This window comes from Streptomyces sp. Ag109_G2-15, assembly GCF_900215565.1.
GTDB classification, from domain to species: Bacteria; Actinomycetota; Actinomycetes; order Streptomycetales; family Streptomycetaceae; genus Streptomyces; species Streptomyces diastatochromogenes.
The window spans coordinates 1,480,065-1,503,911 of record NZ_OCNI01000002.1 but is presented as its reverse complement, the minus strand read 5'-3'; the positions used below and the strand labels follow the sequence as shown (position 1 = coordinate 1,503,911).

The following is a 23,847-nucleotide window of genomic DNA, read 5'->3' as shown; positions in this document are numbered from 1 at the left end:
CTTCGTATCCCAAGGAGTCGATCCACCATGGCGAGCGACGCGCCGACCGCCCAGGCATCCGACCTCGACTGGCTGCTGAGCGGCCTAGTACAGCGCGTACCCCACACCACCAGCGCGGTGCTCCTGTCCTGCGACGGACTGGTGAAGTCCGTGCACGGCCTCGATCCCGACAGCGCCGACCACATGGCGGCCCTGGCCTCCGGCCTGTACTCCCTCGGCCGCAGCGCCGGCGTCCGGTTCGGCGACGGCGGGGACGTCCGCCAGGTCGTCGTGGAACTGGACTCGACGCTGCTGTTCGTCACCACCGCCGGTTCCGGCACCTGCCTCGCGGTGCTCGCCGGCCGCGAGGCCGACGCCGCCGTGCTCGGCTACGAGATGGCGATGCTGGTCAAGAGCGTCCGTCCGTACCTGGTGACCGCGCCCAGGCAGCACGCCGTCGAATCCACGGCGATGAGGCCTTGAACGTGGCCGCAGCCGGCGACGGGCCCTGGCTCGACGACGCGGCCGGACGGCTGGTGCGCCCGTTCACGGTCAGCAACGGCCGGACCGAGCCCAGCATCGCCCTCGACCTGATGTCACAGGTGATGGCCACCGGCGTCACCCCGCTCGGCTACCTCGGCCCCGAGCACGCCCAGGCACTCGACCTGTGCCGTGCGCCGGTCTCGGTGGCCGAGGTGGCCGCGCATCTGAAGCTGCCCGCGGTGGTCACCAAGGTGCTCCTCTCGGACCTCGTCGACTGCGGGGCGCTGACCACCAAGCCCCCCGTGTTCCACCACAACCCCACTGACCGGTCTCTGCTGGAGGCAGTGCTCGATGGACTACGACGACAGCTCTGACCCGTTTCCCACCGCCCTCAAGATCCTGGTGGCGGGCGGGTTCGGGGTCGGCAAGACCACCTTCGTGGGGGCGGTCAGCGAGATCGCCCCGCTCAGCACCGAGGAGCTGCTCACCACGGTCAGCGCCGCCACGGACAACCTCGACGGCATCGAGAACAAGGTCGAGACGACGGTCGCCATGGACTTCGGCCGGATCACACTCGATCCGGAGCACGTCCTGTACCTGTTCGGCACGCCGGGGCAGGAGCGGTTCTGGTTCATGTGGGACGAGCTGTCGGAAGGGGCGCTCGGCGCGGTCATCCTCGCCGACACCCGTCGCCTGGAGGAGTGCTTCGCGGCCGTGGACTTCTTCGAGGAGCGCGGCCTCGCCTTCATCGTCGCCATCAACGAGTTCGACGGCGGCTTCCGCTACGACCCGGAGGAGGTCCGCGCGGCCCTCGACCTCGACCCGGGGATCCCGGTCGTCTGCTGCGACGCCCGCATCTCCAGCTCCGGTGTGCAGACCCTGCTGACCCTCGTACGCCACCTCATCGCCCACGCCCCGGCGACCGCGCCGAGCCACGGCGCCCACATGTGATCCAGCCATACAGCCCACGGAGCCGCCATATGAGATACGCCCACAGCGCCGGAGCCCGGCCATGACCTACGAGCCGCCCCGTCCGGTCCGGGGTCTGCTGCTCACCCCCGAGGACAGGGAGGCACCCGCCCGCATCTCCAGACTGCGCCGCCTCGGTCTGGGGGAGCGTCCCGAACCCGGTCTCGACGCCTTCGCGTGCCATCTCGCCCAGCTCACCGGCGCGCCGTACGCCATGGTCAACTTCATCGGCGCGGACCACCAGTTCTTCGCGGGCCTGCGCACCCCGGTGACCGCGCCGGTGGTCCGGGAGGACGGCAGCAGGCCCGAGGTCGGCCGTGTCCTGCCGCGCGACCACGGCTTCTGCCCCCATGTGGTGGTCCGCCGCAAGGCCCTGGTGCTGGAGGACGTCCGCGACTATCCCCGTTTCGCCGGCAACCCGGTCGTCGACGAGTACGGCATCCGCTCCTACCTCGGCGCCCCGCTCATCGACAGCTCCGGCATGGCGCTCGGCACCGTGTGCGCCTCCGATGTCGCACCCCGGGCCTGGGGGCGGTCCGGGCTGGAGACCATCAAGGCGCTGGCCGCGGAACTCGTCGTACGCATCGAACGGTCCGCGGACGACGGACTGCCGATCTGAGGCGCCCGCGGGACACGGGCTGGCCGCGGGGATCCGGGAGGCGTGAAGGAAAGCTGAGGCGGCGGTTAAGAAAAGCTCGATGGACCCCGGCCCGCGCATACGGCAGATTGCAGGGTGATTCCACCCCTCTGACCCGCTGCGGGCTCCTTCGGCATGCCCGCGGCCGGGACCTCACCCACGGGAGTCGTAGCGTTGAAGGCGCTGGTCAAGCAGAAGGCGGAGCCCGGGCTCTGGCTCGCGGACGTACCCGAGCCCGAAATCGGTCACAGTGACGTACTGATCAAGGTCATGCGGACCGGTATCTGCGGCACCGACCTGCACATCCGGGCCTGGGACGGCTGGGCGCAGCAGGCCATCAGCACTCCGCTCGTGCTCGGGCACGAGTTCGTCGGGCAGGTCGTCGAGACCGGCCGCGACGTCACCGACATCCGGGTCGGCGACCGGGTCAGCGGCGAAGGCCACCTGGTGTGCGGCAAGTGCCGCAACTGCCTGGCCGGCCGCCGTCATCTGTGCCGGGCCACCGTCGGCCTCGGCGTCGGCCGGGACGGCGCCTTCGCCGAGTACGTGGCGCTGCCCGCGTCCAACGTCTGGGTGCACCGCGTCCCCGTCGACCTCGACGTCGCCGCGATCTTCGACCCGTTCGGCAACGCCGTGCACACCGCGCTGTCCTTCCCGCTGGTCGGCGAGGACGTCCTGATCACCGGCGCGGGGCCGATCGGCCTCATGGCGGCGGCGGTGGCCCGGCACGCGGGCGCCCGCAACGTCGTCGTCACCGACGTCAGCGAGGAGCGCCTCGAACTCGCCCGCAAGATCGGCGTGAGCCTCGCCCTGAACGTCTCCCGGACCACGATCGCCGACGGGCAGCGGGAGCTGGGCCTGCGCGAGGGCTTCGACATCGGTCTGGAGATGTCCGGCCGCCCCGAGGCCATGCGGGACATGATCGCCAACATGACGCACGGCGGCCGGATCGCCATGCTGGGCCTGCCCGCCGAGGAGTTCCCGGTCGACTGGTCCCGGATCGTCACCTCGATGATCACCATCAAGGGCATCTACGGCCGCGAGATGTTCGAGACCTGGTACGCGATGTCGGTCCTGCTGGAGGGCGGCCTGGACCTCGCCCCGGTGATCACCGGCCGGTACGGCTACCGCGACTACGAGGCGGCCTTCGCCGACGCGGCGAGCGGCACCGGCGGCAAGATCATCCTCGACTGGACCGCGTAACTCTCGTACAGCTTAGGAGCTTCCTCATGTTCGACTCCGTCCGCGACGACCTGCGCGTCACGCTCGACGAGATCCGCGCCGCCGGCCTGCACAAGCCCGAGCGGGTCATCGACACCCCGCAGTCCGCGACCGTCAATGTCAGCGCCGGCGGCCGCCCCGGCGAGGTCCTCAACTTCTGCGCCAACAACTACCTCGGCCTCGCCGACCACCCCGAGGTGGTCGCCGCCGCCCACCAGGCCCTGGACCGCTGGGGCTACGGCATGGCCTCCGTGCGCTTCATCTGCGGCACCCAGGAGGTGCACAAGGAGCTGGAGGCGCGGCTGTCCGCGTTCCTCGGCCAGGAGGACACGATCCTGTACTCCTCCTGCTTCGACGCCAACGGCGGTGTCTTCGAGACCCTGCTCGGCGAGGAGGACGCGGTGATCTCCGACGCCCTCAACCACGCCTCCATCATCGACGGCATCCGCCTGTCCAAGGCCCGCCGCTTCCGCTACGCCAACCGCGACCTCGCGGACCTGGAGGCCAAGCTCAAGGAGGCCTCCGACGCCCGGCGCCGCCTGATCGTCACCGACGGCGTCTTCTCCATGGACGGCTATGTGGCGCCGCTCGCCGAGATCTGCGACCTCGCCGACCGCTACGACGCGATGGTCATGGTCGACGACTCGCACGCCGTCGGCTTCGTCGGCCCCTCCGGTCGCGGCACCCCCGAGCTGCACGGCGTCATGGACCGCGTCGACATCATCACCGGCACCCTCGGCAAGGCCCTCGGCGGCGCCTCCGGCGGCTATGTCGCCGCCCGCGCCGAGATCGTCGCCCTGCTGCGCCAGCGCTCCCGCCCGTACCTGTTCTCCAACACCCTGGCCCCGGTGATCGCCGCCGCCTCCCTGAAGGTGCTCGACCTGCTGGAGTCCGCCGACGACCTGCGCGTCCGCCTCACCGAGAACACGGCGCTCTTCCGCCGCCGGATGACCGAGGAGGGCTTCGAGATCCTTCCCGGCGACCACGCCATCGCGCCGGTGATGATCGGTGACGCGGCGAAGGCGAGCCGCCTGGCGGAACTGCTGCTGGAGCGGGGCGTGTACGTGATCGGCTTCTCCTACCCGGTCGTCCCGCAGGGCCAGGCCCGCATCCGCGTCCAGCTGTCCGCCGCGCACTCGACCGAGGACGTCGACCGGGCCGTGGACGCCTTCGTGGCCGCCCGGGCGGAGCTGGCGGCCTGACCGGCGCGGACACCTTGAGATAATTGGTCCCATGATCGAAGCACGGCGGCTCCACATCCTCCGTGCGGTGGCCGACCACCGCACGGTCACCGCGGCAGCCGCCGCGCTCTATCTCACTCCCTCCGCCGTCTCCCAGCAGTTGGCGGCCCTGGAGCAGGAGACCGGGCACCGTCTGGTCGAGCGCAGCGCCAAGGGCGTACGGCTCACCCCGGCCGGCGAGATCCTGCTCAGCCACACCAACGCGGTCCTGGCCCAGCTGGAGCGGGCCGAGGCCGAGTTGGCGGCCTATGGCTCGGGGGAGGCCGGCACGGTCACCGTGGCCGCCTTCGCGACCGGCATCGCCCAGGTGGTGGCGCCCGCCGTGGCCCGCCTCTCGGCCGCCGCGCCCGGCATACGCATCCGCGTCCAGGACGCCGAGGGCGACGCCAGCCTGCCCATGGTCCTGGACCGGCAGGTGGACGTCGCGGTCGCCGTCGAGTACCGCGGGGCCCCGCCGGCCGACGACCCCCGGCTCACCCATGTGCCGCTGTACGCCGAGCCCTTCGACGCGGTCGTCCCGGTCGGCCACCGCCTCGCCGACGCCCCCGAGGTTCCGCTCGCCGAACTGGCCAAGGACCCGTGGATCGGCCCGTACCCCGGCAACCCCTGCCACGACGTGGTGGTCCTCGCCTGCGAGAGCGCCGGGTTCCAGCCCCGCCTCGAACACTCCTCGGACGACTTCCGCGCCGTCGTGGCGCTGGCCTCGGCCGACGCGGGCGTGGCCCTCGTACCGCGCTCGGCCCTGCGCGGCATGGACCTCACCGGCGTGGTCGTCCGCCCCGTCGACGGCGTGGCCCCGACCCGCCGGGTCTTCGCGGCGGTACGGCGAGGAGCCGAGGGGCACCCGCTGATCCGCCAGGTGATTCAGGCACTGGGGGAGGCGGCGCAGGCGTGAGCCTTCGGTAACACGCTCGTCTCATATCCGGGATAGCGTCCCGGATATGAGAATCGAGGATCCCGACCCCGTCGACACCCGGATCGGCGCCCGGCTGGCCGAACTCCGGGCCCAGCACGGCTGGTCCCTGGGCGAGTTGGCCGAGCGCAGCGGAGTGAGCAGGTCGACCCTGTCCCGGGCCGAGCGCGCCGAGATCAGCGCCACCGCGGCCGTCCTGAACCGCCTCTGCCACGTCTACGGGCGCACCATGTCCCAGCTGCTCAGCGAGGTCGAGGCGGAACCGGCCCCGCTGGTGCGGGCGGCCGACCAGCAGGTGTGGCAGGACCGCGCCTCCGGCTTCGTACGCCGGTCCGTGTCCCCGCCGCACGCCGGTCTGCGCGGCGAACTGGTCGAGGGCCGGCTCGCCCCGGGCGCCGACATCGCGTACGACCGCCCGCCCGTGTCCGGGCTGGAACAGCACCTGTGGGTCCTCGAGGGCGCGCTGGAGGTGACCGTCGGCGACACGGGCCACCGTCTCGACGCGGGCGACTGCCTGCGGATGCGGGTGTTCGGGCCGACGAGGTTCCGGTGCGCCGGGCCGGAAGAGGCGCGCTATGTGCTGGCGGTGGTGCGGCCATGAGGGTGCTGCGCTGGAGCGAGGCCCAAGTGCGGGACGGCAGCGAGGAGCTGGCCGGACTGCTGGCCGACACCGTGGCCGGGGGCGCCTCGGTCGGCTTCCTCGCGCCGCTCGGGCGGGCGGCGGCCGCCACCTGGTGGCGGGAGCGGGCCGACGCGGTGGCGACCGGCCTGCTGACGGTGTGGGTGGCCGCGGACGACACCGACCGGGTCGCGGGCACGGTCAGTCTGGCCCTGCCCGACAAGCCCAACGGCCGCCACCGCGCCGAACTGGTGAAGCTGATGGTGCACCGCTCCGCGCGCGGGCAGGGCCTCGGCCGCAGACTCCTCACCACCGCCGAGCACGCGGCCGCCGCCACCGGCATCACCCTGCTCCACCTCGACACCGAGACCGGCAGCCCCGCCGAGCACCTCTACCGCTCGGCCGGCTGGACCCGGGCCGGCACCATCCCCGACTACGCGGCGAACCCGGCGGGCGAACTGCGCCCGACGACCCTCTACTACAAGCGGGTGGTTCCGCCGACCGGGTGACTGTCAGTGGCAGGGGCTACCGTGCGTGGCATGCCGGATGCCGAAGACGTACGCCGTATCGCCCTGTCCCTGCCGGACACCACGGAGAAGATCGCCTGGAGCATGCCCACGTTCCGGGTGGCCGGGAAGATGTTCGCCACGCTGCCCGAGGACGAGACGTCCATCGCCGTGCGCTGCCCCAAGGAGGAGCGCGACGAACTGGTCATGGCCGAGCCGGGGAAGTTCTGGATCGCCGACCACGAGGCCCAGTTCGCCTGGGTGAGAGCGAGACTCGCCGCACTGGAGAACGAGGCCGAGCTGCGCGACATCCTCGCCGACTCCTGGCGCCAGGCCGCCCCGCCCCGGCTCCTGGACGCCTACCCCGAGTTGGGCCTGCCCGGCGGCCGCTGAACATCCCTCGCCCCGGTCACGGCCGTACGGACACCCGTCCCGCCCTCACGAACCCGCCGATCCGCTCCCGCAGGCTCCGGGCGTCGAGCCCATGGGCGGCGACGTGCTCCTCGATCGTCCCGTACCGCCGCAGCTCGCGTCGTCCCACGCCGAGGCCGAGTATCCGGTGCGGGACGTCGGCCAGTGCCTCGCTCACGGCCGTCGTCGACGTTCCCGCGAGGTACGGCTCCACGAGTACGACGTCCGTGCCCGCGGCCTCCGTGGCCCGGCGCAGCCCGGCCGCGTCGAAGGGGCGCACGGTCGTCGCGTACAGCACGGTCACGTCCAGGCCCTCCGTGGCGGCGAGCACCGTGTCCAGCATCGGCCCGACCGCGACGACCACTCCGGAGCGCCCCTGGCGGACCGTCAGGAAGTGCTGCCCGTCGACCGCCAGCCCCTGTCCGTTGGCCTGCACGGAGAGGCGGACGTACACCTTGTCGTCCCCGGCGGCGATCGCGTGCCGCAGCAGTGTCTCGGCCTCGTCGGGATGGCCGGGCACGTGCACGGTCCAGCCGTCCAGGGTGTCGAGCAGCGCCACGTCGCCGGGCGCCATGTGTGTGTAGCCGCCGGCCGGCCAGTCGAAGGAGGCGGCCGCGCTCACCAGTACCGCCCCGGTGTCCTGGTGTCCGAGGTCCAGCTTGACCTGCTCGAAGGGCCGCTCCACCAGGAAGCTGGCGAAGGTGTGCACGACCGGCCTGAGCCCGGTGAGCGCGAGACCGGCGGCGGCCCCGACCAGCAGCTGCTCGCGGATGCCGACGTTGATCACCCGGTCCGGATGGCGGCGCAGGGCCTCGGCGAAGCCGTCCTTGCCGATCTCGGCGAGCACGACCGCGACCCGCGGATCCTCGTCCAGCAGCCGGGAGGCGACGGGGGCGAAACGGTCACGCATGGTGTCCATGGGATGGACCCTTTCCAGGGAGGAGGGGAGAGTCAGGCGTTCTTCGGCTCGACGCGGGCCACGACCACATGCGGGCGCCCGGGATGCGGGGCGGTGAACGCGGCGTACAGGGCCTCGTGGTCCCGCCCGTTGACGGTCGCCGCGGACCAGCCCGCGGCCTCGAACCGGGCGGCGATCCCGCCGGGCCGGGCATGGCTGGCGGAGGAGTTGTCGATCACGACGGTGTGCAGCCGTTCGAGCCCGGCGGGCCCGGCGAAGGCGATCGCCTCGTGGTTGCTGCCCTCGTCCAGTTCGGCGTCGCCGATCAGCACCCACACGGCCGGCTCGTGCCGCCCCTGGGCGCGCAGGCCCAGCGCGGTGCCCACGGCGATCGGCAGCCCGTGCCCGAGCGAGCCGCTGCCGATCTCGGCCCCCGGCACCAGCACCCGGTCGGGGTGATGCCCGAGCGGGGAGTCGTACGCCCCGAACCCCGGCAGCCACTCGACGGGCACGAAGCCCTTCGCGGCCAGTACCGCGTAGTACGCCATCGGCCCGTGCCCCTTGCTCAGCAGGAACCGGTCCCGGGCGGGATCCGCCCGCCGCTCCGGCGTGACCCGGAGCACCCGGTCGTACAGCACCCACAGCGCGTCCAGCGTGGAGGTGGCCGCGGGGCCGTGCTTCTCGTCGCCCGTCATGAGCGCCATGAACCCGGGCAGGTCGTCGTAGCCGTAGGCGCGGGTCTCGTCCGCTGCGATCTTCATGCCGAAGATCGTGCAACCTCAACCAAGCTTGAGGTCAACCGGAAACGGGTGCGCGACCACCGACCCGAGTGCGGTATTGTTTCCCTGCGCGTTTCGACCGGGGAAACCCCAGGTCAAACGGCACCGGGACGTGGCGCAGCTTGGTAGCGCACTTGACTGGGGGTCAAGGGGTCGCAGGTTCAAATCCTGTCGTCCCGACCAGCTCTGTTGCCGGTCGGAGGCCGTCTTCTCAGGAATGAGGAGGCGGCCTTTTCCGCGTCCGCGGGTCTCTCGCCCTCCCCGTCGGGGAGCAGCGGGCGGTGGTCGCCGGTGGCGATCCTGGCCGCCATCGCGGCGAGCTGCCTGCAGGCTCGCGCGATCTCCCGCTGGGTCGTGTTCCGCTCGCTGACGACCGCCGCGAGCAGCAGCGCGGTCAGCGCGGCGGAACCGTTGAACGCCTGCAGGGTGATCATGTCGGTGAGCAGGTTGTGACCGGAGAACGGGCCTGTGTGCCGGCCGGCGGCGATGATCGCGAAGGTCGACACGGCCAGCGCGCAGGGCGCGGCCCCGGCCAGCTGGAAGCGGAAGGCCGCCCAGAACAGCAGCGGGAAGCCGAGGAACAGCAGCGGCGTGTTACTGGTCTCGATGAAGCCGATGCAGGCGGTGGCCGCCAGGAGCAGCAGCCCCTCCATCCACCGGAACCCTGGCACGTCCTTCGGCCAGCGGGCCGAGCGCAGCACGAGCAGGACCGGCGTGACCACCAGAACACCCATCGCGTCGCCGGTCCACCAGACCGACCACGTGGGCCAGAAGTCGCCGGTGGTCAACACGCCGGAGAGGGCCAGGGTCCCGGTGCCCACGGTCGCGCTGACCAGCATCCCGGTGAACGCACCGAGAAAGATCAGGGCGAGCGCGTCCCGGAAGCGGTCCAGATCGTTGCGGAACCCGGTACGGCGCAGCAGTCCGTAGGAGCAGAGGGGCGCCAGGGTGTTTCCCGCCACGATCGCCAGCACGGCCGGGAGCGACGGCCCCAGCGGGAAGTTGACCAGGAACGCGCCGAGCGCGATCCCGGGCCAGACCCACGGGCCGCGCAGCAGCAGGCTCGCCACCGCGATACCGCTGGGTGGCCACAGCGGGGTGACCTGGCCGCGCACCAGCTGCTGGAGCAGTCCTACCTTGGCCGCGCCGAAATACAGCCCGGCAATGGCACAGATCTCCAGAACGGCCAGGCCGGCGCGCCGGAGCCGGTCATGCCGCGCCACAGCCATCGGGCGACCTCCGTGTCCATCGCCCCGTAGCCCATCATCCGTCGGATCCCGCGGATCCTCCACGGCACCGCTCAGCCGTGCGGGGCGCGCAGGGCGAGGATGGCCATGTCGTCGTGGCCGTCGCTGGGGTGGTGATCGGCCAGTGCCTGGACGAACTTCGGCAGGGGCAGGGAGGCGTGTGCCGCGGCGAGCCGGGCCAGCTCGGCCAGGCTCTCGTCGATGGGGTGCTCGGGATGCTCGATCAGCCCGTCGGTGAAGAAGACCACGGTGGCGGACGGGGGCAGGAAGCGGGAGTGGTCGGGGCGCGCCTGCTCGGTGTCGACCCCGAGCGGCAGCCCGGGCTCGGCGAGCAGGAACTCCGCCCCACGCTCACGGGTGATCAGCAGGGGCGGGACATGGCCCGCGGTGCTCCAGCGGAGCCGCCAGCCCGGTCCGTCCGGCTCGATACGGGCCAGGGTGGTGGTCGTGACCGGATTGTCCGTGATGGCCTGCAGAGTCCGGTCGAGCTGGGTGAGGACCGCGCCGGGCGGATTGCTCTGGTCGAAGAGCAGAGCGCGCAGCATGTTGCGGGTGGAGGCCATGGCGGCCGCGGCGTGCAGATCGTGGCCGACCACGTCGCCGATGACGACCGCCACGACGTTGTCGCGCAGGGGGATGGCGTCGTACCAGTCCCCGCCGAGCTGGCTCGGCTCGGCGGCGGGCCGGTAGATGGCGGCGGCGGTGAAGGGCCGCAGGTCGGGCAGGGTGGGCAGCAGAAGCCGCTGGAACTGCTCGCCACCGGCGCGTACCCGTTCGAACAGGCGGACGTTCTCGATCGCGATGCCGGCGGCGCTGGCCAGGGCGACGACGACGTTCTCGTCGTGCACGTCGAAGGGGTGTCCGTCGCGCCGCTCGGAGAGGTAGAGATCGCCGTAGATCTCGCCGCGCACGCTGATGGCGACGCCGAGCAGGGTCTGCATGCACGGATGCCCCGGCGGGAACCCGGTGGAGGACGGATGGGCCGGGATGTCGTCGACCCGCAGGGGTTCGGGGTGGCGGATCAGATGGCCGAGGACACCTCGACCACGGGGCAGGCCGACGTTGGCCAGATAATTGCGTTCCTGCTCGGACAGTCCGGCCGAGATGAACTGCTCCAGGCGCTCCCCGGACTCGTTGAGCACGCCCAGCGCCCCGTAGCGGGCCCCGACCAGGTCCATGGCGGTGGTCACGATGCGGTGCAACACCGCCGGAAGTTCCACCTCACGGCTGATGGCCACCACCGCGTCCAGCAGGCCCTGCAGCCGGTCCATGGCGGACAGCAGGTCGCGCAGCTGCTCGTCGATCCGGCCCAGCTCGGAGCGCAGGCGCACATGCAGGTCGGGCAGGTGCGGCTGCCTCGGCGGCTTCCCCTCCCTCTCTCGCGCCATCACGTTCCGGCCTCCCGACACGATCCGATCAAGCGGCTGCGTCGCCTTCGATTGTGGCATCGGTGCACGGGAAAGGGCCTCGCGAGCAGTGACGCGCGAGGCCCTTTCCCGTGTCGCGGGCGGAGTCAGGCGGTCCGGACGTCCCGCCGGGACAGCGTGAGGTAGCCGACCAGCCCGAGAATGGCCACCGTCCAGGACAGCGTCACCGGGCCGAGGCCGAGGCCCAGGCCGCCCCGGTGCGGCTCCAGGGCCATCCAGTCGGCGAGCGAGGCGCCGAGGGGGCGGGTGATGACGTACGCCGCCCAGAACGCCGTCACCGGGCCGAGCGTGCCCGCCCCGTGGGCGAGGGCCGGGACGCAGATCGCCACGGCGAACAGGACCGCCGAGCCGAGGTAGCCGAGGCCGATGGACGCGGTGAGGTCGCCCGCGGCCGTGCCGAGCGCGAACGTGGCGAGGACGGCCGCCCAGTAGAACGTCTCGCGGCGGCGGGTGCGGATGCCGTGGATCGACAGGGTCCGCTCGCTCGCGTACCAGAGGGCGAAGACGGCGGCCAGGGCGACCATGAAGAGGGGCGTCGAGAGGGTGTAGGGGACGCCGAGGCCGACGTGCAGGACGTCGGCCGCCATCGTGCCGAACACGCTGACCATGACGATCGCCGTCCAGTAGACCCAGGCCACGTACCGGCGGACGGCGAACTGGAGCACCAGCGACGCCACGAAGGCCAGACCGCCGAGACCGACCGCCGGGATCGGGCCGAGGAGGTGGGCCAGGAAGTCGGACGCGGTCTCGCCCATGCCGGTGGTGAGGACCTTGATGATCCAGAAGTAGACGGTGACCTCGGGCACCTTGTTCGCGCTCTCGCGGATGCGCGCGCGGGCGCGGGCAGGGTCGCGGGGCCGCTGATCGAGGACGTGCTCTGTGCTCATGGCCCGCACCCTCGCATGGTCAACTGCCTCTGTCCCAGCCCCCTTTGCCATTGTTTTGGGGCTTCTGGTGCAGGTGTTGCCATGGGCCGCCGCGGGACTGAACACAACCTGAACGCAACCAGGAAGGCGCTGGTCAGCGACCTGACCGGCCTGATAGACAGGCCAGTCACCCGGGTGGCCGACGTCAGGACACGACACCCACGTGGGCGAGGGCCTGCTTCAGCAGCACCCCGTGCCCGCCCGGCATCTCGCCCTGCACGGCCGCCGAGGCGGCATCCTGCGGGCTGAACCACACCAGGTCCAGCGCGTCCTGCCGGGGCCGGCAGTCGCCGGTCACCGGGACGACGTAGGCGAGGGACACCGCGTGCTGGCGCGGGTCGTGGTACGGCGTGATGCCGGCCGTCGGGAAGTACTCCGCGACCGTGAACGGCTGCAGGGAGGCCGGCACCCGGGGCAGCGCGACCGGGCCGAGGTCCTTCTCCAGGTGGCGCAGCAGGGCGTCACGGACCCGCTCGTGGTGCAGGACGCGGCCGGAGACCAGCGTCCGGCTGACCGTTCCGTCCGGGCCGATGCGCAGCAGCAGTCCGATGCTCGTGACTTCGCCGCTGTCGTCCACGCGCACGGGCACGGCCTCGACGTACAGGATCGGCATCCGGGCCCTGGCCATTTCCAGCTCGTCGCTGGTCAGCCAGCCGGGCGTGGTTTCGGTCATGTCAGACATTGCTTGATCATACTTTCCGGGTGGGGCGCGCGCTCAGTCGCGGGCCGGATCGTTTGCGGGGAGTCCGTACAGGCGGTGGGCGTTGTCACGGCCTGTCCAGGCAGCGATGCGCAGGGCGTCGGGCAGGCTCAACTCGTCGGCGTCCACCCGGGACTGGAGCATTCCGGCCAGCCCCTGCCGGAAGGACAGCGCGCCCAGGTGGTGGAACTCGGCCACACCGTAGGCGTCCGAGCTGTACAGCAGTTTGCGGAACGGGGTGATCTCCAGGGCCTCCTCCAGCACCGCCCGGGAGCGGGCCGGCCCGGTGTAGTGCAGGGCCAGGCCGACGTCGAGGTACACGTGCTCGAACACCGTGGCCAGGTAGGCCGCCTGGCGCTGGTAGGGCCAGCAGTGCAGCAGCAGCACCGGGATCGTGCCGGCCGTCAGGTGCAGCCAGTCGGTGAGCAGGGCGGGGTCGGCGCGGTGCAGCCGTACGTCGGCGTCGCCGAAGCCGGTGTGCAGCTGGAGCGGCAGGCCCAGGTCGACGGCCGTCCACAGCAGGTGGCGTACCAGGACCGGGTCGGTCAGGCGGCCGCCGTGCGCGAGCCAGTGCCGGGCGGCCTCGGTCACCTCCGCGTCCGTGGGGCGCTCGGGGGCCAGGGCGAAGCCCGTGCGGTAGGCGGCCACCGACTTCACGGCGACCACTCCGGGCTGTCGTACGGCCTCCTCTGCGGCCGCCCGGAACCGGGCCGCGTACTCGCCCGCCTCGACGCCCCGCGCGGCCACGGCCTCGGCGACCTGTTCCAGCCGTACGACCTCGAAGGCGGCGGCGCCCGCCGCCTCGGCCAGTTCGGCGGGGGAGGTGACGGGGTGCGGGGCGTAGCCGGTGTCGACGCAGAAGACCTCGGCCCCCGCGGCGGTCAGAAAGCGGCGGTTGACCTCGCGCCAGCCCAGTGCGGTCCGCCGGGCCAGATAGTCGCCGGGGGACGCGTGCCGGGGCAGGTCCAGCAGGGGTGCGCAGTGCCGGCGTACGGCCACGCCGACCGGGCTGTCGAAGGCCGAGACGCCGGGCCAGGCCTCGCCCTCGGTGATCAGCGACTCGAACTGCTCGGGTGCGAGATCGGCCGTGACGGCGCCGTGGCAGTGGTGGTCGACCAGCGGCAGCGCGGCGAGGGCCTCGTGGACCGGGCCGGGGGCGGGCATCGTCAGTACTTCCAGCGGTAGGCGGCCGCCACCTGCGCGTCGTCCAGGCCGTCCACGGCGGCCGCCTCCCCGAGCCGTACGGCGCTCACCGCGTCCGCGAGGACCGGGCCCAGCGCGGCCCGCAGCACCTGGTCGGCCCGGAACTCCTCGACGGCCCGCGGCAGCGAGGTCGGCAGGCGCTCCACCCCGCGGGCAGCCGCCTCCTTTGGCCCGTACCGGGCCGGGTCCCCGGTGATCTCCTCGGGCAGCGGCCGGGACGTGGTCATCCCGTCGAGGCCGGCTGCGATGACGCAGCCCAGCGCGAGATACGGGTTGGCGGCCAGGTCGACGGGCTTGATCTCCATGTTGGCGTCCTGGTCCCCGCGGCCCGTCGTGCCCGTGACGACCCGCAGCGCGGCCTCGCGGGTCTCCCGGCCCCAGGCGGTGAACACCCCCGCCCACTGGGCGGGCTTGAGCCGCAGATAGCTGGCCGGGCTCGGTGCGGTCACCGCCGTCAGCGCCGGCAGGTGGGCGAGCACCCCGGCCGCGAACGACTCCGCCTCGGCCGTCATGCCGTACCGGCCCGCGCCGCCGGAGTGCAGGTTCACCCCGTCGCGCCAGCAGGACAGGTGCAGATGGCCGCCGTTGCCGACCCCCTCGGCGAGGAACGCGGGCGCGAAGGAGACCCGCAGCCGGTGCCGCTGCGCCACTGCCCGGATCGTCTGCCGCACCAGCACGCTGCGGTCGGCCGCCGCCACCGGGTCCAGCGCGCCCACCGACACCTCGAACTGCCCGGCCGCGTACTCGGGGTGGACCTGGTCGACGTCCACGCCCTGTGCCGCGAGCGCCGCCAGCAGGTCGGCCGTGCAGTCGCTCAGCTCGACCTGCCGGGCCGCGCCGTACGCCGGCCCGGAGACCGCCGGGACGAACTCCGCGCCGGGCGCCGAGTCGAGCCCGACCGCCCACTCGACCTCGACGGCCGCCTTGAAGGCTAGGCCGTGCCGGTCGGCGGCGTCCGCGACGATCCGGCGCAGAAAGGTCCGGGCACAGCCGGGGTGCCGCTCGCCCTCCTGGGTGATCCGGTCCACGGGCGCCCACGCCCAGCCGGGCTGCCCGGCCAGGACCACCAGCCGGTCGAGGTCTGGGTAGAGCCTGAGATCACCGTCCGGGGAGCCGAGGACGTCGGTGGTGACGATCGAGTCGTCGGCGAGGAACGTGTCGAACACCGGCGACATGCCGACACCCCAGGCCACGGCGGCCTCCAGGCGTGCCGTCGGAATCGTCTTGACCCGGCCGATGCCCGCTGTGTCCACATAGGCCAGGACGATCCCGTGCACGCCCTGGGCGGCCAGGTCGGCGGTGAGCCCGGCGGCCCGGAGGCGGTCGCCGGGGCGTCCGCCGGGCACCGGGTCGGCAAGGGTGGTCATACGTCCTCCTCGACGGGCTCGGCCCCGGTGTCGTCGGGCTCAGGGTTTCACGGCCACCGCGCCGTACTGCGGTACCGCGGCGGCCTCGGTCTCGGCGCGCCACTGGGAACACGGCACCAGGCCCGGCTCGACCGGCTCCAGACCGTCGAGGAACGAGGCGATCTCCGCGCCGCTGCGGGCGGTGATCGGCGGGGTGGCGTTGGCGTTCCAGAACTCCATCGCGGCGATGTTGCCCTCGCCGCCCACCTCGGCGTCGTACGTCGGGTGGGTGAGCACCAGGTGGCTGCCGGAGGGGACCGCCGCCATGATCCGCCGCACGATGTCCCGGGCCTCGTCGGTGTCCAGGACGAAGTTCAGGATGCCCAGCATCATCACCGCGACCGGCCGGTCCAGGTCGAGCGTGTCGACGGCGCGCCGCACGATGGCGTCCGGGTCGTGCACGTCGGCGTCGATGTAGTCGGTGACACCCTCGGGGGAGCTGGTGAGCAGGGAGCGGGCGTGCGCGAGCACGATCGGGTCGTTGTCGACGTACACGATCCGCGACTCGGGAGCGATCCGCTGCGCGATCTCGTGGGTGTTGTCGACCGTCGGCAGTCCGGTACCGACGTCGAGGAACTGGCGCACCCCGCGCTCGGCGGTCAGGAAGCGCACCGCCCGCCCCAGGAAGTCCCGGTCCGCCCGGGCCACCTCCCGGATCACCGGGAACATCCCGGCCACGTGCTCGCCGACCCCCTGGTCGACCTCGTAGTTGTCCTTGCCGCCGATCCAGTAGTTCCAGACCCGCGCGTTGTGCGCCACGGAGGTGTTCAGCCTCGCCGGTCCGGCCGTCGGGGAATCGCCCGCGCTCACGTCGCCGCCCTTCTCCCATGCGTTGTCCGCCGTCATTGTGCCGCCCCTTGATCGCGCTGTCCCGGGAAACGCACAGCGTGAGAGCTGGGCCACCCTCCGGGGCGCCCAGGCGCATGGGGAACACTGGACTCCGGGTGTTCACCAAGCGCACCCGGTATCCCGTTCCCGACCGGAAGAAGGACATGCCCGCCACGCCCGCGTCCCTGCTCGAAACCCCCGGCCTGCCCGCCGGCTCCGCCGACATCCGGCTCGTCGTCACCGACATGGACGGCACCCTGCTGGACGACGCCAAGCGGATACCCGAGGGGCTGTGGCCGATGCTCGCCGAACTGCGCCGCCGCGGAGTGCTGTTCAGCCCGGCGAGCGGTCGTCAGTACGCCACGCTGGCCCGGCAGTTCGCCGAGGTCGCCGAGGGCATGGTGTTCATCGCGGAGAACGGCACCTATGTGGTCCGCGACGGTGTGGAGCTGAGCTCCGACGTGCTCGACCGGTCCGTCGCCGCGGACATAGCCCGTACGGTACGGCGCCTGGTCGCGGACGGCGTCGACGTGGGCGCCGTGGTCTGCGGCAAGCGGTCGGCGTACGTGGAGCGGACCGACGAGGCGTTCCTGGCGGAGGTGCGCAAGTACTACGTCGAGCACCGGATCGTCGAGGACGTCACCGCGGTCGAGGACGACGTGATCAAGGTGGCGCTGTTCGACTTCGGGCCGGCCGAGGGCACCACCGCCCCGGCCCTGGAGGCGTTCACCGCCACCCACCAGGTCGTCGTCTCCGGCGAGCACTGGGTCGACGTCATGAACCGCACCGCCAACAAGGGTGCCGCCCTGCGCGGCCTGCAGCGCGAGCTGGGCATCACGCCCGCGCAGACCATGGTGTTCGGCGACTACCTCAACGACCTGGAGATGCTGGACGCGGCCGAGTGGTCCTTCGCCATGTCCAACGCGCACCCGGAGGTCGTCCGCCGGGCCCGCCATCTCGCCCCGTCCAACAACGAGAACGGGGTGCTGCGCACGATCGCCGGGGTGATCGGGATACCGCTGTAGGCAGTGCGCTGCAGGCCGGTGCGGCTGCTTGAGCGCGGCTGCTCGAGTACGCCTACTTGAGTCCGACGCCGCCGTACAGCGAGATCGGCCCGTCGCCGTCGGGTGCGTCCTCGGGCCGCCAGTCGGCCACGGACACGATGCCCGGCTCCAGCAGCCGAAGTCCCTCGAAGAACACGCCCACTTCGGCCTGCGAGCGGGCCACCAGGGTCACCCCGCCCGCCGCGTACGCCGCTATGCCCCGGTGGACGTTCTCCGGTTCGAAGTCGGCCGTCATCGTCGACAGCACCAGACAGCTGCCCGGAGCCAGCGCGTCGACCAGTGTGCCGACCAGTTCGTGGGCGCCGTCCTCGTCGGCGACGAAGTGCAGCAGGGCGATCAGGGACAGCGCGACCGGGCGGTCGAAGTCCAGGACGCGGGCCGCCTGTTCGAGGATGGCGCGCGGATCGCGGGCGTCGGCCTGGACGTACTCGGTCACGCCCTCGGGGGTGCCGCGCAGCAGCGCGTTCGCGTGGGCCAGCACGATCGGGTCGTTGTCGACGTAGACGACGCGGGCGTCCGGGGCGACGGACTGGGCGATCTGGTGCAGGTTGGGCTCGGTGGGTATGCCGGTGCCGATGTCCAGGAACTGGCGGATGCCCGTCTCCTCGGCCAGCGCCCGCGTGGCCCGGCGCATGAACGCCCGGTTGGCGCGGGCGGCCCGCGGGGCACCCCCGTCGATCGCCGCGATCTGCCGGCCGAGTTGCTCGTCGACGGGGTAGTTGTCCTTGCCGCCGAGGAACCAGTCGTACACCCGCGCCGGATGCGGTCGGGTGGTGTCGATCTCCTGGGCGGCCGGCTCGGTCCCCGTCACGTCCTGCTCCTCCGTTCGACAGGCCCCCGTGCCATCCGGGGGGCGTGCGATCAGTCTGACATGATGCAAGTCCGGGCGCCGCGCCAACGCGGGTGCGGGCGCGGCCGGTTGGGGCTCTGGTCAGCGGGGGAGTGCCGGATCTGCCGGGCACTCCGGACCGGCCGGGTGCGCCGGATCCGGACGCAACTCCGCGTCGAGGAAGTCGAGGAAGCCGAGCACCTCCGCGAAGACGTCCGCCTTGTCCGTCTCGTTGAACACCTCGTGCCGCGCCCCGGCGAAGATCCGCTCGGTCAGCCGGCCGCCGCTGAGCCGCTCCACCCCGACCCGGCTCCCCGGCAGCGGAACCAGCCGGTCGTCCTCCCCGTGCAGCCACAGCAGCGGCAGCGGGCCGACGTCCCCGCCCTCGGCGACCGTCTCCAGGGTGCGTACGAACGCCTCCAGCGTCGGCCGCTTCATCGGGCCGTGCCAGACCAGGGGGTCGTCGGCGTACGCGGCTCCCACCGCCGGGTCGCGGGAGAGCGCGGCCAGGCTGATCGGGGTGTCGGGGATCTCGTCCAGGGCCAGCAGCCGCCCGGGCAGCTCCCAGACGCCGATCACCGGCCCGGACAGGATCAGCGCGCTCAGCTCCGCGCCGTACCGCTGGGCGTGCCGGGCCGCGATCAGGCCGCCCATGGAGTGGCCGACCACGACGAGCGGCAGGCCCGGATGCGCGGCGCGAGCGAGGTCCGCCGCCGCCTGCACGTCGGTGACGACGTCCTCGAAGTCCTCGATCACCACCCGCTCACCCGTCGACTTTCCGTGCCCGACGTGATCGGGCCCGTACACCGCCGCCCCGTGCCCGTTGAGAACGCCCGCCAGCTCGTCGTAGCGACCGGCGTGCTCCCCGTACCCGTGCACCACGAGGGCCAGATAGCGCGGCTTCGGGTGCGGCCACTCGCGTACGACGATGCCGTCGAGGATGTGCTCGCGGACGTCGGCCATGTCTCCTCCGGGTGCCTGAGGGAAGGTTCCGGGGGATCTTCCCAGGGAGCCGTCGGGAGGTCTATAGTCCAAAACTAGCAGTGCTAATTAAGCGGTTCCGCCGCACACCCGTAGATTCGTGCTGATCCACAGCGTCGTAGGTCAGGAGTCCCAGCCGTGCGTCCCGTCCACTTCGCGGCCGCCCGCCGCACCCCCATCGGCAAGCTCCGCGGAGCCCTGTCCACCGTGCGGCCCGACGACCTGGCGGCGACCGTGATCCGCCACCTGGTGGCCGACGTGCCCGCGCTCGACCCCGCCCGCATCGACGACGTCTACTGGGGCGCCGCCAACCAGGCCGGCGAGGACAACCGCAACGTCGCCCGCATGGCCGCGCTGCTGGCCGGCCTGCCCGAGTCCGTGCCCGGCGCCACCGTCAACCGGCTGTGCGCGTCGGGCCTCGAAGCGGTCACCACCGCGGCCCGCACCATCGCCGCGGGCGAGGCCGACATCGTGGTCGCGGGCGGCTCCGAGTCGATGAGCCGCGCCCCCTTCGTCCTGCCCCGCCCCGACGAGGCCCTGCCGCACCGCATCGAGACCTACGACACCCGGCTCGGCTGGCGCCTGGTCAACCCGGCCATGAAGGACCTGCACGGTCTGCTGGCCATGGGCGAGACGGCCGAGGAGGTCGCCGGACGGTACGGCATCTCCCGTGCCCGACAGGACGAGTTCGCGCTGCGCAGCCACCAACTGGCCGCCGCCGCACGCAAGAACGGCCACTTCGACGACGAACTCCTGCCCGTGGAGCGCCCGGACGGCATCACGGTCGAGCAGGACGAGTGCGTCCGCGAGGACACCTCGCTGGAGAAGCTGTCCCGCCTCAAGCCGGTCTTCCGTGAGGGCGGCACGGTCACGGCGGGCAACGCCTCGCCGATGAACGACGGCGCCGCCGGGCTTCTGCTGGTCAGCGAGGAGGCCCTGAACGAGCTGGGCCTGGAGTCCCTCGGCCGCTATGTCGCCGGTGCCTCGGCGGGCGTCCACCCCGACGTGATGGGCATCGGCCCGGTCCCCGCCACCCGCAAGGCGCTCGCCCGGGCCGGCTGGGAGACCGGCGACGTCCAGGAGGCCGAGTTCAACGAGGCGTTCGCCGCCCAGGCACTCGCGTGCGTCGACCAGCTGGGCATCGACCCGGACCTGGTGAACCCGAGCGGCGGTGCCATCGCCCTCGGCCACCCGCTCGGCTGCTCCGGCGCCCGCATCCTGACGACCCTGCTGCACCGGATGCGGCGCACGGGCGCGGAGCGGGGCCTCGCGACCATGTGCGTGGGGGTGGGGCAGGGGAGCGCGGTGCTGGTCGAGAGGCACTAGCGACGCGCCAACGGGGGCTCCCCGCAAGGGGATCCGGTACACGAGCCGCAGCAAGGAAACGGAGCACCACTGCATGGCAACCCTGTCCGTCGCCACCATCCTCGCCGAGAACGCCCGGCGCCGTCCCGAGAAGACGGCTCTGGTCGAAGGTGATCTGCGGCTCACCTTCGCCGAGGTGTGGCGGAAGGCGCTGGCCCGGGCGGGCGCGCTCGCCGGCCTCGGCGTACGACCGGGAGACCGGGTGGCGCTGATGGCCCCCAACACCGCCGAGTTCCCGGTCGCCTACTACGCGATCGCCGCGGCCGGCGGTGTCGTGGTCCCCGTGCACCTGCTGCTGTCGACCGGGGAGGTCGAGCACGTCCTGCGGGACAGCGGTGCGACGCTGCTCCTCGTCCACCCGGCCCAGGCCGAGACCGGCCGGGCCGCGGCCGCCGCCACCGGCGTCCGGGCGGTCGCCCTGGGCGAGGAGTTCGAGCGGCTCGCCGCGGCCGCCGAGCCGCTGCCCTCCTACCTCACCCGGGCCGCCGACGACCCCGCTGTGATCTTCTACACCAGCGGTACGACCGGCGTCCCCAAGGGGGCCGTGCTGAGCCACTTCAACCTGGTGATGAACGCCACCGTCAACGCCTTCGACGCCAACGACATCCGCGCCGACGACATCGCGCTCGGCGCACTGCCGCTGTTCCACGCCTTCGGTCAGACCGTGTCGCTCAACTCCACCTGGCGGGCGGGCGCCACCCTCGTCCTGCTGCCCCGCTTCGACGCGGCCCGCGCCATCGAGCTGATGGCGAAGGAGGGCGTGAACACCTTCCACGGCGTGCCGACCATGTTCGTGGCCCTCGCCGCGGCGGCCGCGGACGCGGCCGCCCTGCCCGGGCTGCGGGTGTGCATCTCCGGCGGGGCCTCGCTGCCGGTGGCCGTACTGGAGCGGTTCGAGGCGGCGTTCGGGGCGAGGATCTACGAGGGGTACGGGCTGTCGGAGACCTCACCGACGGCCACCGTCAACCAGCCCGTCTTCGGCACCAGGGCCGGCACCATCGGGCACCCGCTGTGGGGCGTCGACGTGGAGATCGCCCGTGCCGAGGTGGAGGGCAGCGTCGAACTCCTGCCGCCCGGCGAACTGGGCGAGGTCGTCATCCGCGGCCACAACGTCTTCTCCGGCTACCTCGGCCGCCCCGAGGCCACCGCCGAGGCCCTGGTCGACGGCTGGTTCCGCACCGGGGACCTCGGCACCAAGGACGAGGAGGGCTTCCTCAGGATCGTCGACCGCAAGAAGGACGTCATCATCCGCGGCGGCTACAACGTGTACCCGCGGGAGGTCGAGGAGGTCCTGATGCGGCACCCCGAGGTCGCCCAGGCGGCCGTCATCGGCCTGCCCGACGAACTGCACGGCGAGGAGGTGTGCGCCGTCGTCGTCCCGGCACCGGACGCCGCCCCCGACCCGGCCGGCATCACCGAGTGGTCCAAGGAGCACCTGGGCCGGCACAAGTACCCGCGCCGCGTGGAGTTCGCGGACGAGCTGCCGCTCGGGCCGAGCATGAAGGTGCTCAAGCGGGAGCTGCGGGCCCGCTACACCGGCCGTTAGGGACGCCGACCGCCCTGCGAGACGGTCCTTACGCCGCCGGATGCGTGCGCATAGCATCGGTCCCCGCATGAACACGATGACGCTCTGGCACATATCCGGCTGGGAGTTCGCCGCCCTCGCCTTCGCGGCCCTGCTCGTGGGCTTCTCCAAGACCGCCGTCAGCGGGGCCAACACGGTCAGCCTCGCGATCTTCGCGGCGGTCCTGCCCGCCCGCGCCTCGACCGGCGTGCTGCTGCCGGTCCTGATCGCGGGCGACGTCCTCGCCGTCCTCACCTACCGGCGGCACGCCCACTGGCCCACGCTGTGGCGGCTCTTCCCGGCGGTGGCGGCCGGAGTGGTGTTCGGCACGCTGTTCCTGGTGTGGGCCGACGACGGGGTCGTACGGACCTCGATCGGCGCGATCCTGCTGCTGATGGCCGGGGTCACGCTGTGGCGGCGGCGCCAGGCCGAGGCGGGGGACGAGCCGGACGCGGTGACCACCCGGACGGGCCGGGCGAAGGCCCGCTCGTACGGCGTCCTCGGCGGGTTCACGACGATGGTCGCGAACGCGGGCGGGCCGGTCATGTCGATGTATCTCCTGTCGGCGGGTTTCCGGAAGCTCGGCTTCCTCGGCACGTCGGCCTTCTTCTTCCTCATCGTCAACGTGTCCAAGGTGCCCTTCAGCGCCGGACTCGGCCTGATCGACGGCCGCTCCCTGCTCCTTGACGCGGCACTCGCGGTGTTCGTCGTGCCCGGCGCGTTGTTCGGCACCTGGGCTGTGAACCGGATCAACCAGCGGCTGTTCGAGCAGTTGGTGATCGCCGCGACGATCGTGGGCGGCCTGCAGCTGCTACTGCGTTAGCCCGAGCAGCGCCGGGAGGTCCGCGAAGGAGTCCACGACGTGGTCCGGTGTGCCGCTCGCGCTCGCGAGCGTCTCCGGCTGGTACTTCCCCGTACGGACCAGCACCCCCGTGATGCCGATGCGCTGTGCCCCGAGAACGTCCGACTCGATGTCGTCGCCGACCATCAGCGCCTGGTCCGCGGTCACCCCCAGCCGGGCCAGCGCCGCCTCGAAGAACGCCGGGGACGGCTTGCCCATGACCTCCGCCTCGACCCGCGCGGCCTTCTCCAGCCCGAGCAGGAAGGCGCCCGAGTCCAGCTGCAGCCCGGCCTCGGTCCGCCAGTACAGGTTGCGGTGCACGGCGAGCAGTCGCGCACCCCGCTGCAGATACCCGAAGGCCCGGTTGAGCGCCGCGTAGTCGAACTCGGGCCCGGCACCGCCCACGACGACCACATCGGGACGGTCGTCGACCAGGGTGATGCCACTGAGATCCGCCTCGATGTCCCCGCTGTTGAGGAGGGCGCACCGGGCACCCGGAAAGTGCTCGGCGAGGTGGGCGGCGGTGAGCGCGGGCGCGGTGAGGACGTCCTCGGCGCCCACCTCGAAACCGGCCCCCGCCAGGGCTTCGGCGATCGACGCCCGCGTCCTGGACGTCGTGTTGGTCACCAGGGCCACGCCGAGACCGGCCGCGCGGATCTCCCGCAGCGCCTCCACCGCACCCGGCAGCGGCTCCCAGGAGACGGTGAGGACACCGTCGATGTCGATCAGGACGGCACGCACGGATTCCATGGCTGGACCCTAGCGACCCGGGCGGCGGATCGACGCGGACGACCTCGTACCCTCACCCCC

At 72.3% G+C, this 23,847-nt stretch carries 26 protein-coding genes and 1 tRNA gene; 15 read left to right on the top strand and 12 right to left on the bottom strand.

The genetic code is table 11. From position 1 onward, the window contains the following. The first annotated feature begins 27 nt into the window (after nt 1-27). From CRP49_RS43200 to CRP49_RS43155, 10 genes are all read left to right on the top strand, one after another. On the top strand, nt 28-462 hold the full coding sequence (locus tag CRP49_RS43200) for a roadblock/LC7 domain-containing protein (protein ID WP_094217537.1): 435 nt from the start codon (nt 28-30) through the stop codon (nt 460-462). A gap of 2 nt (nt 463-464) precedes the next feature. Continuing rightward, nucleotides 465-836, top strand: a complete 372-nt coding sequence (locus CRP49_RS43195) for a DUF742 domain-containing protein (RefSeq protein ID WP_094217538.1) — start codon at nt 465-467, stop codon at nt 834-836. Next, the gene (locus CRP49_RS43190) at nt 814-1,413 is read left to right on the top strand and encodes an ATP/GTP-binding protein (protein WP_097258797.1); all 600 of its coding nucleotides are present in this window, start codon (nt 814-816) and stop codon (nt 1,411-1,413) included. The genes CRP49_RS43195 and CRP49_RS43190 overlap by 23 nt, the downstream gene beginning before the upstream one ends. Nucleotides 1,414-1,474: 61 nt before the next feature. Continuing rightward, nucleotides 1,475-2,050, top strand: a complete 576-nt coding sequence (locus CRP49_RS43185) for a GAF domain-containing protein (protein WP_097258796.1) — start codon at nt 1,475-1,477, stop codon at nt 2,048-2,050. A gap of 192 nt (nt 2,051-2,242) precedes the next feature. Next, complete coding sequence (gene tdh, locus CRP49_RS43180) at nt 2,243-3,271, top strand: L-threonine 3-dehydrogenase (RefSeq protein ID WP_097258795.1); 1,029 nt, start codon at nt 2,243-2,245, stop codon at nt 3,269-3,271. Nucleotides 3,272-3,297: 26 nt separating this feature from the next. Then, on the top strand, nt 3,298-4,491 hold the full coding sequence (locus CRP49_RS43175; protein WP_097258794.1) for a glycine C-acetyltransferase: 1,194 nt from the start codon (nt 3,298-3,300) through the stop codon (nt 4,489-4,491). A 31-nt stretch (nt 4,492-4,522) separates the two neighbouring features. Continuing rightward, the gene (locus CRP49_RS43170; protein WP_097258793.1) at nt 4,523-5,425 is read left to right on the top strand and encodes a LysR family transcriptional regulator; all 903 of its coding nucleotides are present in this window, start codon (nt 4,523-4,525) and stop codon (nt 5,423-5,425) included. A gap of 46 nt (nt 5,426-5,471) precedes the next feature. Further along, nucleotides 5,472-6,044, top strand: a complete 573-nt coding sequence (locus CRP49_RS43165) for a helix-turn-helix domain-containing protein (RefSeq protein ID WP_097258792.1) — start codon at nt 5,472-5,474, stop codon at nt 6,042-6,044. Further along, complete coding sequence (locus tag CRP49_RS43160; RefSeq protein ID WP_097258791.1) at nt 6,041-6,571, top strand: GNAT family N-acetyltransferase; 531 nt, start codon at nt 6,041-6,043, stop codon at nt 6,569-6,571. Before CRP49_RS43165 ends, CRP49_RS43160 begins: the two co-directional genes overlap by 4 nt. A 30-nt stretch (nt 6,572-6,601) precedes the next feature. Continuing rightward, nucleotides 6,602-6,961, top strand: a complete 360-nt coding sequence (locus tag CRP49_RS43155) for an MmcQ/YjbR family DNA-binding protein (RefSeq protein WP_097258790.1) — start codon at nt 6,602-6,604, stop codon at nt 6,959-6,961. Nucleotides 6,962-6,977: 16 nt separating this feature from the next. On the opposite strand, the gene CRP49_RS43150 is transcribed toward CRP49_RS43155, so the two are convergent. Further along, on the bottom strand, nt 6,978-7,898 hold the full coding sequence (locus CRP49_RS43150; protein ID WP_097258789.1) for a transketolase family protein: 921 nt from the start codon (nt 7,896-7,898) through the stop codon (nt 6,978-6,980). Nucleotides 7,899-7,930: 32 nt separating this feature from the next. Next, nucleotides 7,931-8,638, bottom strand: coding sequence for a transketolase (locus CRP49_RS43145; protein ID WP_097258788.1), 708 nt, complete (start codon nt 8,636-8,638; stop codon nt 7,931-7,933). A gap of 124 nt (nt 8,639-8,762) precedes the next feature. Between CRP49_RS43145 and CRP49_RS43140 the strand changes: the two genes are divergently transcribed. Further along, nucleotides 8,763-8,839, top strand: a tRNA-Pro gene (locus CRP49_RS43140). Here the strand turns inward: CRP49_RS43140 and CRP49_RS43135 are convergent. The 7 genes from CRP49_RS43135 to CRP49_RS43105 form a co-directional block, all read right to left on the bottom strand. Further along, nucleotides 8,818-9,885 (bottom strand): MASE1 domain-containing protein, encoded by a 1,068-nt coding sequence (locus CRP49_RS43135; RefSeq protein ID WP_097258787.1) that lies wholly within the window; start codon nt 9,883-9,885, stop codon nt 8,818-8,820. The genes CRP49_RS43140 and CRP49_RS43135 overlap by 22 nt on opposite strands. A 71-nt stretch (nt 9,886-9,956) precedes the next feature. Further along, nucleotides 9,957-11,291 carry a PP2C family protein-serine/threonine phosphatase gene (locus tag CRP49_RS43130; RefSeq protein WP_097258786.1) on the bottom strand — a complete coding sequence of 445 codons (1,335 nt, stop codon included), beginning with the start codon at nt 11,289-11,291 and terminating at the stop codon, nt 9,957-9,959. A gap of 125 nt (nt 11,292-11,416) precedes the next feature. Next, nucleotides 11,417-12,217: a hypothetical protein gene (locus tag CRP49_RS43125; RefSeq protein ID WP_097258785.1), complete on the bottom strand. Its 801-nt coding sequence runs from the start codon at nt 12,215-12,217 to the stop codon at nt 11,417-11,419. 184 nt (nt 12,218-12,401) lie between these two features. Beyond that, entirely contained in the window at nt 12,402-12,929 is a 528-nt protein-coding gene (locus tag CRP49_RS43120; RefSeq protein ID WP_179852086.1) for an NUDIX hydrolase family protein, read from the bottom strand. Between the two features lie 42 nt (nt 12,930-12,971). Then, on the bottom strand, nt 12,972-14,120 hold the full coding sequence (locus CRP49_RS43115; RefSeq protein WP_097258783.1) for an amidohydrolase family protein: 1,149 nt from the start codon (nt 14,118-14,120) through the stop codon (nt 12,972-12,974). Between the two features lie 2 nt (nt 14,121-14,122). Further along, entirely contained in the window at nt 14,123-15,526 is a 1,404-nt protein-coding gene (locus CRP49_RS43110; RefSeq protein WP_097258782.1) for a glutamine synthetase family protein, read from the bottom strand. Nucleotides 15,527-15,565: 39 nt separating this feature from the next. After that, nucleotides 15,566-16,411, bottom strand: a complete 846-nt coding sequence (locus CRP49_RS43105; RefSeq protein WP_373560432.1) for an SAM-dependent methyltransferase — start codon at nt 16,409-16,411, stop codon at nt 15,566-15,568. 146 nt (nt 16,412-16,557) lie between these two features. On the opposite strand from CRP49_RS43105, the gene CRP49_RS43100 reads away from it, so the two are divergent. Beyond that, nucleotides 16,558-17,418, top strand: a complete 861-nt coding sequence (locus CRP49_RS43100) for a Cof-type HAD-IIB family hydrolase (protein ID WP_097259334.1) — start codon at nt 16,558-16,560, stop codon at nt 17,416-17,418. Between the two features lie 52 nt (nt 17,419-17,470). On the opposite strand, the gene CRP49_RS43095 is transcribed toward CRP49_RS43100, so the two are convergent. Beyond that, nucleotides 17,471-18,268: an SAM-dependent methyltransferase gene (locus CRP49_RS43095; RefSeq protein WP_097258781.1), complete on the bottom strand. Its 798-nt coding sequence runs from the start codon at nt 18,266-18,268 to the stop codon at nt 17,471-17,473. Nucleotides 18,269-18,388: 120 nt separating this feature from the next. Next, nucleotides 18,389-19,249, bottom strand: a complete 861-nt coding sequence (locus tag CRP49_RS43090; RefSeq protein ID WP_097258780.1) for an alpha/beta hydrolase — start codon at nt 19,247-19,249, stop codon at nt 18,389-18,391. Between the two features lie 156 nt (nt 19,250-19,405). On the opposite strand from CRP49_RS43090, the gene CRP49_RS43085 reads away from it, so the two are divergent. The 3 genes from CRP49_RS43085 to CRP49_RS43075 all read left to right on the top strand — a co-directional run bounded on the left by CRP49_RS43085 (nt 19,406) and on the right by CRP49_RS43075 (nt 23,019). After that, nucleotides 19,406-20,593, top strand: a complete 1,188-nt coding sequence (locus tag CRP49_RS43085; RefSeq protein WP_097258779.1) for a thiolase family protein — start codon at nt 19,406-19,408, stop codon at nt 20,591-20,593. 73 nt (nt 20,594-20,666) lie between these two features. Continuing rightward, a complete protein-coding gene (locus CRP49_RS43080) occupies nt 20,667-22,178 on the top strand; it encodes a long-chain fatty acid--CoA ligase (protein ID WP_097258778.1) in 1,512 nt (503 codons plus the stop codon). A 67-nt stretch (nt 22,179-22,245) separates the two neighbouring features. Then, nucleotides 22,246-23,019, top strand: a complete 774-nt coding sequence (locus CRP49_RS43075) for a sulfite exporter TauE/SafE family protein (protein WP_097258777.1) — start codon at nt 22,246-22,248, stop codon at nt 23,017-23,019. On the opposite strand, the gene CRP49_RS43070 is transcribed toward CRP49_RS43075, so the two are convergent. Continuing rightward, entirely contained in the window at nt 23,008-23,787 is a 780-nt protein-coding gene (locus CRP49_RS43070; protein WP_097258776.1) for a TIGR01458 family HAD-type hydrolase, read from the bottom strand. The genes CRP49_RS43075 and CRP49_RS43070 overlap by 12 nt on opposite strands. Nucleotides 23,788-23,847: the final 60 nt, after the last annotated feature.